Raw genomic sequence first — 10,681 nt, 5'->3', positions numbered from 1 at the left:
TACTAGGATTCGAACCTAGGGATGGCGAGATCAAAACCCGCTGCCTTACCGCTTGGCGATACCCCAACAGCATTCCTCAACAGTCGTGAGACTGGCAAAGAACTTTTAAAAATGGCTGGGGTACTAGGATTCGAACCTAGGAATGGCGAGATCAAAACCCGCTGCCTTACCGCTTGGCGATACCCCAACTAGAGATGGTGGCTATGACGGGATTCGAACCTGTGACCCCCGCATTATGAGTGCGATGCTCTAACCAACTGAGCTACATAGCCAACCTTGCTTCCGGTGAGTCGTTACCTCGTCACCGTGCGGGCCGAATTATGCGTATCTGGCTCTGGGGCGTCAACCCTTTTTTTGCCAGAAAAACGCAATTTGAGTGCGTTTGACCAGTTATTGGCCTCTGTTGCGCAAAAGCCCAACAATCTGGTTTTTTTTAAGACATTGCCATTATTGCCTGGCCAATGGCAGATAAAAAACAGGCCAGCAAATGCTGGCCTGTCATGGGATTAGACGTTGAACAGGAAGTTCATGATATCGCCATCTTTGACGATGTAGTCTTTCCCTTCAGCGCGCATCTTGCCCGCTTCCTTGGCGCCTTGCTCACCCTTATAGGTGATAAAGTCGTCAAAGGCGATGGTTTGGGCACGAATAAAGCCTTTTTCAAAGTCAGTGTGGATCTTGCCAGCCGCTTGCGGGGCAGTGGCACCGACCGGAATAGTCCAGGCGCGCACCTCTTTCACCCCGGCGGTGAAGTAGGTCTGCAGGTTGAGCAGCTGGTAGCCGGAGCGGATAACGCGGTTCAGGCCCGGCTCTTCGATGCCAAGGTCAGCCATGAACTCGGCGCGATCTTCGTCGTCCAGCTCGGCGATGTCGGCTTCGATGGCGCAGCAGACCACGACCACGACCGCGTTCTCGGCGGCGGCGATTTCACGCACCTTGTCCAGATAGGGGTTATTCTCGAAGCCATCTTCCGCCACGTTGGCGATATACATGGTGGGTTTCAGGGTCAGGAAGTTGAGGTGGCTGACGGCGGCCAGCTCTTCTTTATCCAGCTTCATGCCACGGATCATCTGGCCGTTTTCCAGTGCGACCTTGATCTTCTCAAGCACTTCCACTTCCAGCTTGGCATCCTTGTCGCCGCCTTTGGCACGCTTGGACTGACGGTGAATGGCGCGCTCGCAGGCGTCCAGATCCGACAGGGCCAGCTCGGTGTTGATCACTTCGATATCGTCAGCGGGAGAGACCTTGCCGGCAACGTGAATGATGTTCTCGTCATCGAAGCAGCGCACCACGTGGCCGATCGCTTCGGTTTCACGGATGTTGGCCAGGAACTGGTTACCCAGACCTTCCCCCTTGGAGGCACCGGCAACCAGACCGGCGATGTCGACGAATTCCATGGTGGTCGGCACAACGCGCTGCGGATTGATGATGGCAGCCAGCTGATCGAGGCGCGGGTCCGGCATCGGCACCACACCTGTGTTCGGCTCGATGGTGCAGAACGGGAAGTTGGCGGCTTCGATACCGGCCTTGGTCAGCGCATTGAACAGGGTGGATTTGCCTACATTGGGCAGGCCCACGATACCGCATTTAAAACCCATGGATTGTTACCTTACTTGATGGATGCTGTTGGGGGTCGCCCGCAGGCGGCCCATGTCATGCTTGTTCTGGTCGTTGCTCATGTACCGGCACAATGCCCGTACAGGGTCAAATCGACCTAACCCTTTTCTGCCTTGAAGCTGTGCAAGCGATTCATGGCCTTGGTCATATCTTGTTTGAACAGGATATCGGTGGCGCGCAGGGACTCGTCCAGCGCGGCGTCGATCAGGTTCTGTTCACTGCCGGGAGCCTTGGTCAGGACGAAACCTGCCACCTGCTCTTTGCTGCCGGGATGGCCGATCCCGAGACGCAGCCGGAAGAAGTTATTGTTGTTGCCCATCTTGGCGATGATGTCCTTGAGGCCGTTATGGCCACCGTGACCACCACCCTGCTTGAACTTGGCGATGCCCGGCGGCAGATCCAGTTCGTCATGGGCCACCAGGATCGCCTCCGGCTCAATCTGATAAAAACGCGCCAGTGCGGCCACCGCCTTGCCAGAGAGGTTCATATAGGTGTTCGGGATGAGCAGCCGCACATCCTGCCCCTCGACCAGGATGCGGGCAGTATGGCCGAAGAACTTGGGTTCTTCACGCAGGCTGACATTGTGCCAGCGGGCCAGTTGCTCCACATACCAGGCGCCCGCGTTGTGGCGGGTCTTGGCATATTCCGGGCCGGGGTTGCCCAGTCCGACGATCAGTTTGATTTCGCTTGTCACGCTTGATGTCTTCACTCGCAGCTGCCGTGGGCACACTACCCAGGGCAATAGGACGCAATATTCTAGCCGCCGAGTGGCGATCACTCAACCAATGCGCATGTTATGGCGGGATTTGCAGCATTATTGCGGCCAATGGGTGGCTAACGGTGGGCAAACGGGCCTCTTGCATGAGGCCCGTTTCAGCTTACCGATGGATTCTTCCCGGTTGACTACCGTCGTTATTTGGCACGCAACAGGGTGACGGTCTCTTCATCCAGTGCGGTCAGGGTGGGACGGGCATCGCGCACATACTCCACGAAAGAAGCGGCATCGGTACCACAATCCACGCCAGTGGCCTTGCAATCGAGGGCCCGGCCCGGGGCATAGACGGCGCTCAGCAGCTCGCCCTCTTGTGCCACCTTCAGCACCGGGAAGGCGGTCAGCTTGCCATTGACGCTGGCGATGTCGACCCGCTCGCTCTGGTGGCGCTGGGCATTGGCCAGCGCCTGCCAGCCATCGTTGCCATCGGCGCTGTAGGCGTTCATCACCACCCGATAGTGCTGGCTATCCACCAGATCTTGCCACTCGCCGCTTGCGGTCTTGCGCTGCAATTGGGTCAGGGTGCCCGCCTTGCCTGCGTCGGTCTCCTGGAAGGTGTAACGCAGGTGGCCGCCATAGGGGAACTTGCCGGCATGGGCACTGGCGGGCAGGGTGGCGGTGATGGTCTCGGTCAGCAGGGCGCGCACCTCGGCGCCAGTCAGGGTCAGCACCGCGAGCTGGTTCTTGAACGGCAGCAGGGTGAGGGCACTATCCCCCTCGCGCCATTCGCCAGCAGGCAGCTCGGCGCGCACGCCCCCAACCGCCACCAGAGAAAAATCGACCGGGCCACCGGTCAGGGCCTGCACCGCCGCGGTATTGGCCCAGTAGAGCTGGCCTTCGGCCACCAGTGGTGCTACGTCAGAGCCGTGGTTGTCGCTGCCGTTGTCACCGGGGCGACGGGCATTTTGCAGCTGCTCGGGGATGGTACCGATCACCGGTCCGTAGGCTTGCTCCAGTGCCGGTTTGTAGTGGCTGTCGATGATGCCGCGCAGGCGCGGATCTTCATCCACGGTCACCAGATTGGGCTGGTTGTCGACAAACTGGCTTGCCTCTTTGCTGCGGGCGTTGTCGAGCGCCTGCTTGCGCGCCGCATCGGCGAAGAAGTCGCGGCTGGCCAGCAGGCTGTTGTGGCCCTGGCAGTCGGTCACCTGACCCTGGCTGTCAAAGGTCACCTGTGCCAGACCGATGGCCTGGGCATAGGAGCCTGCCTGTACCACGCAGGTTTTGCCGATGCCATCCGGATTGGTCACCAGCTTGGCGTAATCGCCGGTCTTGCCCCAGCCGATATTGCGAAAATCGCCCAGCAGGCTGTGGGAGTGGCCCCCGACAATGGCATCGAGGCCGTTTACCTTGGCGGCCAGCGCCAGATCCCGCTCGTTACCGATGTGGGTCAGCGCCACGATCTGGTGGATCCCTTTGGCTTGCAGCATGTCGACCGTGGCCTGAGCCGAGGCGACCTCCTTGCCAAAGCGCAGCTTGCCGACGTTGGGGGCGATATTACCCATGTCTTCCAGCACCAGACCGATGACGGCGACCAGCTGTTTGCCTTGCGGCAGGTTGTCGAGATCGGTGACCGGACTCTTCTGGTTGCCGTCAAAGGCGTAGACCACGAAGGGCTTGAGGTTGTCAGCCTTGCTGAGGGCCGGATCGGCCTTGGTGTCGAGGTTGGCGGCCAGCACCGGGAAGTTGACCCCCTCGATGAAGCGGGCCAGCTTCTGGTTGTCGAGATCGAACTCGTGGTTGCCCAGCGCCATGGCATCGAGGCCGAACTGGCTCAGCAACTCGGCGTTGGCCATCCCCTCGTTGAGCTTGAAGTAGCCGCTGCCCTGCCAGGCATCGCCGCCGTGCAGCAGCAGCAAGGGTTGGTTCTTGGCCAGCGCATCGGCCTGATAGGCTTTCGCCATGGTCAGCAGGCGCGGGTAACCGCCAAAGCGGGTATAGAGGGTGTCCGTCTCCCCCTGCTGGGCAAAGATCTGCCCTTTGATCTCGGCATTGACCGGATCAAACTGGGAGTGGGTGTCGTTCATGTGCGCCAGGGTCAGCACAAAGGGCGGGTTCTCTTTGACGGGCTGACAGGCGAACAGGGCGGAGGTGAGGGTCGCGAGCAGGAGGGGACGCAAGCAATTCATGGGTAAATCCTTAAGCCTGCCGGGGCAGGGTCGTACCAGATAGCAGAAAGTTGGAAAGAGAAGGTCCAGAAAGACGAAAACCGCCTGATGGCGGTTTTCGTTATTGCTGAAGCTATCAATGCTCAAACATGGCAGAGATGGACTCTTCGTTGCTGATGCGACGAATGGCTTCGGCCAGTACAGTTGACAGGGTCAGCTGCTTGACCTTGCCGACCGCTTTCATCTCCGCAGTGAGCGGGATGGAGTCGGTGATGATCAGTTCATCGATCACTGAGTTCTTGATGTTCTCGACGGCGGAACCGGAGAAGACCGGGTGGGTAGCGTAAGCGAATACACGCTTGGCACCGCGCTCTTTCAGGGCCTCTGCGGCTTTGCACAGGGTGCCGCCGGTGTCGATCATGTCATCAACGATGATGCAGTCGCGGCCGGCAACGTCACCGATCAGGTGCATGACCTGGGAGACGTTCGGGCGGGGACGGCGCTTGTCGATGATGGCGATGTCGGTGTCATCCAGCAGCTTGGCGATAGCGCGGGCACGCACAACGCCACCGATGTCCGGGGAGACAACGACAGGAGACTCGAGGTTCTTGGACTTCATGTCTTCCAGCAGCACCGGGCTACCGAACACGTTGTCTACCGGAACATCGAAGAAACCTTGAATTTGCTCGGCATGCAGGTCAACGGTCAGCACCCGATCCACACCAACGCTGGAGAGGAAGTCAGCGACAACCTTGGCGGTGATGGGTACACGGGCGGAGCGGACGCGGCGGTCCTGACGGGCATAACCAAAGTAGGGGATAACGGCAGTGATACGGCCAGCTGAAGCACGACGCAGAGCATCCACCATGACGATCAATTCCATCAAATTGTCGTTGGTCGGGGCACAGGTGGATTGAATGATGAAGATATCGCCACCACGTACATTCTCATTGATCTGTACGCTGATCTCGCCGTCGCTAAAGCGACCTACGGCAGCATTGCCGAGTTTGATAAACAGGCGATCTGCGATCTTCTGGGCTAGTTCCGGCGTTGCGTTACCAGCAAACAGCTTCATGTCAGGCACGGTTTGAAACCTCGGGGTTGCATCCAGTATGTGGGGAGTCTGAAATCAGACCCTATCGTTTTGGGGCAAACGATTTATCAAGATAACGTGCAAGGTGTCTGCTGCCCAATTATTGTGATGATACCGGTAACCCGAATCCGTGGCCGAGTGCAAAACCGGCCACGTTAATCACAACGCATCATTGATACTTGGGAATTGGCTGGGGTACTAGGATTCGAACCTAGGAATGGCGAGATCAAAACCCGCTGCCTTACCGCTTGGCGATACCCCAATCATTTGAACTGTTGCAATGTGGAGAAGAGAGGTGATATGTTCTCGCCCTTGGCGACAAACCCATCAAGTCCCTTCGGCACGCAGGCCAACACTTCCCGAGCAGTCACTTCGTCTTCAAATTGAGCAAAGACGCAGGCTCCTGTGCCCGTCATTCTTGACGGCGCGTATTCTAGCAACCAGCCGAGCGCATTGGCAACCTCGGGGTGGCGCTTTTTCACCAGTGATTCGCAATCGTTTTTCCATTCGCCTTCCAGCAGGTTGTCCAGCGCCATTTTCGGCGTGGCTCTCGGCAGCTCCGGATCCTGGAATACGGCCGCGGTCGCCACATGGCAATCGGGCTTGAGCACCAGATACCAGGCATCGGGCAGTTCGACCGGTTGCAGCCGCTCGCCCACCCCTTCGGCAAAGGCCGCCTTGCCACGGACAAACACCGGCACATCGGCTCCCAGCTGGACGCCGAGCGCTGCCAGTTCATCTTCACTCAACCCCGCTTGCCAGAGGTGGTTAAGGGCCACCAGCGTGGTGGCCGCATCGGACGAACCGCCGCCAATGCCGCCCCCCATGGGCAGCACTTTCTCCAGCCGGATATGGGCACCTTGCGGGCTCGGCAGGGTTGCCTGCAGCAGCCGCGCCGCCCGGATAATCAGATTCTGCTCATCCGGCACCCCGGGAATGGCCGGGCTCAGGGTGAGAGTGTCGCTATTCGGTATCACCTCAAACTCGAGCCAGTCGCTGTGGTTGAGGAAGATAAACAGGGTCTGCAGCTCGTGATAACCATCGGGACGACGGCCATTGACGTGTAGAAACAGGTTGAGTTTGGCCGGTGCCGGCCAGCGTGTGGAAGCCATTAAGGTGCAAGAGTCCATTGGTTAATCTGAAGCTTGAGGCGGCTATTCTGGCCGGTCATGGTCAGCTGGTGCGGCAGGCGGTAGCCATCCTGATCCCGATAATCGCCATAGACGATCTGCCATTGGCCGTCGCGCACGCTGGCCAGACTGCTGTCGGGGTTGAGTTCAAACTCCGCCTGACCCGGCAGCCCCTTGATCCACTCTGGCAATCCCGCAACCGGAATATGCCAGCCGGTCAGCTGATAGATGAGCGCTTCGGCATCCTGACTCTGATGGCGCTTGCCGTCGCTGTCTAGCAGGGTGACGTCCCCTTTGGTGCGGGAGAGCTCGAGAATGCTGGTGCCGATCAGGGTGGTGAGATTGAGGCGATAATCCTCGCCATCTTGTTGCCAGTTGAGGCGAGCGCTGCCCTTTTGCTGGGGGGTGATGATGGCCATCTTGCCGGAGAGCTGCCAGTGGGTCAGCTGCTCGAGACGGGTCCGCTCCTGGTTCCAGTTCACCTGGTCACGCTGGGGCTCGATGGTGGCACAACCGGCCAGTAACAGCAGGCAGGCGAGGGTAAAAATACGTAGCAGCAAGAGACGGCTCCAGAGAGAGGAATTTGCCACAGTATACGTGGCGGCCGTATTGCTTTTAAAGACTTACCCTTTCTCGTACAATTGGCAGCCTTTGCACCCAGCGTATGAAATGATCGTCGCCCACTCATGAGTTTGCTTGCCCTCGGAATCAACCACAACACCGCCAGTGTCGCCTTGCGGGAACGGGTCGCCTTTGGCCCGGACTGCATCGATCGCGCCTTGCGTGAGCTGGTGAGCCAACCTGGTGTCAGCGAGGCGGTGATCGTCTCCACCTGTAACCGGACCGAACTCTATTGCAATCTGGAAGAGGAGCGGCAAGAGCAGGTGCTGCGCTGGCTGCAGCAGTTCCATGGGCTGGACGCTGCCGAATTGGTTACCGCCATCTATCTGCATCACGATGAAGAGGCGGTGCGCCACCTGATGCGGGTGGCGTGCGGGCTCGACTCGCTGGTGTTGGGGGAGCCGCAGATCCTGGGGCAGATCAAGCAATCCTATGCCCACGCCCAGCAGGCGGAGTCGGTGAAGGGGGCGCTGGAGCGGCTGTTCCAGAAATCCTTCTCGGTGGCGAAAAGAGTGCGCACCGATACCGAGATTGGCGCCAGTGCGGTGTCGGTGGCCTTTGCCGCCGTCAGCCTGGGTCGGCGGATCTTCTCCGATCTCTCCCAGACCAAGGTACTGCTGGTCGGGGCGGGGGAGACCATCGAACTGGTGGCCCGTCATCTGCGCGAGCAGAACGTCACCCAGATGATGGTGGCCAACCGTACCCTGCAGCGCGCCCAGACCCTGGCGGCCGAATTTGGCGCCCAGGTGATGACGCTCGAAGAGATCCCCGATTATCTGCATGAGGCGGATATCGTCATCAGCTCGACCGCCAGCCCCTTGCCCATCATCGGCAAGGGAATGGTGGAGCGGGCGCTGAAGGCCCGCCGCTTCAAACCCATGTTTCTGGTGGATATTGCCGTGCCGCGCGACATCGAAGCGGAAGTGGATGCGCTCTCCGATGCCTATCTCTACACGGTGGATGATCTGCAGGGGATCATCGAGCAGAACCTGGAAACCCGTAAACGGGCTGCCGCCCAGGCGGAAGTAATCGTGCAGGAAGAGCGCGACGAGTTTATGGGCTGGTATCGTGGCCAGAGCTCGGTCGACCTCATTCGCGATTACCGCCATCAGTCCCAGCAAGTGGCTGATGAAGAGTTGCAACGGGCCCTGCTGGCACTGGCGCAGGGCGAGAGTGCCGAACAGGCGCTCAAGGCGATGGCCCATCGCCTCACCAACAAATTGATCCACGCGCCGACCCAGGCGTTGCGCCAGGCTGCCTCCCAGGGGGATCAGAGCGAGCTCTCCCGCTTGCGGCAGGCGCTGGGGTTGTCACAAGAGCCATAATTTTCGGGCAACCTGCCGGTTGTCCCGTCCTCCATTGAGAATGCAAGAGTTATGAATCCGTCACTGATCAGAAAGCTGGAAGGCCTCATCGAGCGCCACGAAGAAGTACAGGCCATGCTCGGCGAGCCGGACGTGGTCTCGGATCAGGATCGCTACCGCGCCCTGACCCGCGAATATGCCCAGCTGGAAGATATTGTTCACGCCTTCCAGCGTTACCGTCAGGCTCAGGATGATCTGGAGACCACCCAGATGATGCTGGAGGAGGACGATGCCGACCTGCGCGAGATGGCGCAGGAGGAGCTGCCGCTGGCCAAGGCCAATCTGGAGGCGCTGGAGCAGGAGCTGCAACTGATGCTGCTGCCCAAGGATCCCAAGGATGACAACAACTGCTATCTGGAGATCCGCGCCGGTGCCGGTGGCGACGAAGCGGCCATCTTTGCCGGTGACCTGTTCCGCATGTATTCACGGTTTGCCGAGCGTCAGGGCTGGCGCGTCTCCATCGTCAGCTGTAATGACGGTGAATACGGAGGCTACAAGGAGGTGATCGCCAAGATCGACGGCGAGCGCGTCTATGGCCGCCTCAAGTTTGAATCCGGTGGTCACCGGGTGCAGCGGGTGCCGGAGACCGAATCCCAGGGCCGGGTGCACACCTCCGCCTGTACCGTCGCCGTGCTGCCTGAAGTGCCGGAAGCCGAGCAGGTCGAGATCAACCCTTCCGATCTGAAGATCGACACCTTCCGTGCCTCCGGTGCCGGTGGTCAGCACGTCAACAAGACCGACTCGGCCATCCGTATCACCCACCTGCCGACCGGTCTGGTGGTGGAGTGTCAGGACGAGCGCTCCCAGCACAAGAACCGCGCCAAGGCGATGTCGGTACTCTCTGCCCGCCTGCAAGCGGCCGAGGATGAGCGTCATCGCGCCGCCGAACAGAGCACCCGCCGCAATCTGGTGGGCTCCGGTGATCGTTCCGAGCGCATCCGCACTTATAACTACCCGCAGGGCCGTCTCTCCGAGCACCGCATCAACCTGACCCTCTACCGTCTCTCCGACATTTTGGAAGGGGATCTGGACTGCATCATTACCCCGCTGGTGCAGGAGTATCAGGCCGATCAGCTTGCCTCCCTGGCCGAGAGCAACTGATGCAGATCCAGCAGGCCCGCGCCCATATCATGTCGGTGCTGACAGAGGGGGAGTCCCCCCGCGCCGACGCCGATGTGCTGCTCTGCCATCTGCTCGATTGCCGCCGCAGCTATCTGATGACCTGGCCCGAGCGCGAGCTGGATGCCGCCCAGCAGGCCACCCTGCAGGAGTGGCTGGCCCGTCGTCTCAATGGCGAACCCATTGCCCATCTGGTGGGCGAGCGGGAGTTCTGGTCGCTACCCCTTAAGGTGAGTCCGGCTACCTTGATCCCGCGCCCCGATACCGAGGTGCTGGTGGAGCAGGCGTTGATCAGAATCCCGCAAGGGCCGTGCGCCGTGCTGGATCTGGGCACCGGCACCGGCGCCATTGCGCTGGCGCTCAAGTCCGAGCGGCCCGACATTGATGTATGGGCGGTGGACCGGATGGCGGATGCCGCGGCATTGGCCCGCGAGAACAGCGCCGCACTGGGATTGCCTATCGAGGTGCGCGACGGCAGCTGGTTCGAACCCCTTGGCGAGCCGGATCGCGACAAAACGCCACGATTTGCGCTGATTGTCTCCAATCCCCCCTATATTGATGGCGCCGATCCCCATCTCGAGCAGGGTGACGTGCGCTTTGAGCCCCGCTCGGCGCTGGTTGCCGATGACGCCGGGCTGGCCGATATCCGCCACATCGTGGCCCATGCCCCCGCTTATCTGCTGACTGACGGTTGGCTGCTGCTGGAGCATGGCTGGGATCAGGGGGCGGCGGTGCGTCAACTGCTCTGCGACAGCGGCTACCGCGAGGTTGCTACGGTACGCGATTACGGAAATAACGAACGGGTCACGCTGGGCCTCTGCCCGCTGCGCTGACGACCCCTCACTGTTACAAAGAGG

At 60.2% G+C, this 10,681-nt stretch carries 8 protein-coding genes, 3 tRNA genes and 1 pseudogene; 3 read left to right on the top strand and 9 right to left on the bottom strand.

What is annotated here, in order from left to right; translation table 11 throughout:
• Nucleotides 1-112 precede the first annotated feature (112 nt).
• The 9 genes and pseudogenes from BN1117_RS15510 to lolB all read right to left on the bottom strand — a co-directional run bounded on the left by BN1117_RS15510 (nucleotide 113) and on the right by lolB (nucleotide 7,280).
• Nucleotides 113-187 (bottom strand) — tRNA-Gln (locus BN1117_RS15510).
• An 8-nt stretch (nucleotides 188-195) separates the two neighbouring features.
• Nucleotides 196-272: transfer RNA gene (locus BN1117_RS15505), tRNA-Met, on the bottom strand.
• A gap of 234 nt (nucleotides 273-506) precedes the next feature.
• The gene (ychF, locus tag BN1117_RS15500; protein WP_040098811.1) at nucleotides 507-1,598 is read right to left on the bottom strand and encodes a redox-regulated ATPase YchF; all 1,092 of its coding nucleotides are present in this window, start codon (nucleotides 1,596-1,598) and stop codon (nucleotides 507-509) included.
• 116 nt (nucleotides 1,599-1,714) lie between these two features.
• Nucleotides 1,715-2,311, bottom strand: a complete 597-nt coding sequence (gene pth, locus BN1117_RS15495) for an aminoacyl-tRNA hydrolase (protein WP_040098809.1) — start codon at nucleotides 2,309-2,311, stop codon at nucleotides 1,715-1,717.
• 218 nt (nucleotides 2,312-2,529) lie between these two features.
• A complete protein-coding gene (locus BN1117_RS15490) occupies nucleotides 2,530-4,518 on the bottom strand; it encodes a bifunctional metallophosphatase/5'-nucleotidase (RefSeq protein WP_040098807.1) in 1,989 nt (662 codons plus the stop codon).
• A gap of 115 nt (nucleotides 4,519-4,633) precedes the next feature.
• Complete coding sequence (locus tag BN1117_RS15485) at nucleotides 4,634-5,581, bottom strand: ribose-phosphate pyrophosphokinase (RefSeq protein ID WP_005343846.1); 948 nt, start codon at nucleotides 5,579-5,581, stop codon at nucleotides 4,634-4,636.
• 196 nt (nucleotides 5,582-5,777) lie between these two features.
• Nucleotides 5,778-5,852 (bottom strand) — tRNA-Gln (locus BN1117_RS15480).
• A pseudogene (gene ispE / locus BN1117_RS15475) lies at nucleotides 5,832-6,702 on the bottom strand (4-(cytidine 5'-diphospho)-2-C-methyl-D-erythritol kinase). Before ispE ends, BN1117_RS15480 begins: the two are co-directional and overlap by 21 nt.
• Nucleotides 6,702-7,280 carry a lipoprotein insertase outer membrane protein LolB gene (gene lolB, locus BN1117_RS15470; RefSeq protein ID WP_040098802.1) on the bottom strand — a complete coding sequence of 193 codons (579 nt, stop codon included), beginning with the start codon at nucleotides 7,278-7,280 and terminating at the stop codon, nucleotides 6,702-6,704. The pseudogene ispE and the gene lolB overlap by 1 nt, the downstream one beginning before the upstream one ends.
• Before the next feature lie 126 nt (nucleotides 7,281-7,406).
• Here lolB and hemA point away from each other — a divergent pair, with 126 nt between their 5' ends.
• Genes hemA through prmC form a run of 3 tightly spaced genes read left to right on the top strand, consistent with a single transcriptional unit; the run spans nucleotide 7,407 to nucleotide 10,657 of the window.
• Nucleotides 7,407-8,666: a glutamyl-tRNA reductase gene (gene hemA, locus BN1117_RS15465; RefSeq protein ID WP_040098800.1), complete on the top strand. Its 1,260-nt coding sequence runs from the start codon at nucleotides 7,407-7,409 to the stop codon at nucleotides 8,664-8,666.
• 51 nt (nucleotides 8,667-8,717) lie between these two features.
• The gene (prfA, locus tag BN1117_RS15460; protein WP_040098798.1) at nucleotides 8,718-9,806 is read left to right on the top strand and encodes a peptide chain release factor 1; all 1,089 of its coding nucleotides are present in this window, start codon (nucleotides 8,718-8,720) and stop codon (nucleotides 9,804-9,806) included.
• A complete protein-coding gene (gene prmC, locus BN1117_RS15455) occupies nucleotides 9,806-10,657 on the top strand; it encodes a peptide chain release factor N(5)-glutamine methyltransferase (RefSeq protein WP_040098797.1) in 852 nt (283 codons plus the stop codon). The genes prfA and prmC overlap by 1 nt, the downstream gene beginning before the upstream one ends.
• Nucleotides 10,658-10,681: the final 24 nt, after the last annotated feature.

This window comes from Aeromonas australiensis (genome assembly GCF_000819725.1).
Classification (GTDB): domain Bacteria; phylum Pseudomonadota; class Gammaproteobacteria; order Enterobacterales; family Aeromonadaceae; genus Aeromonas; species Aeromonas australiensis.
This window is presented reverse-complemented; position numbering and strand designations above follow the sequence as displayed.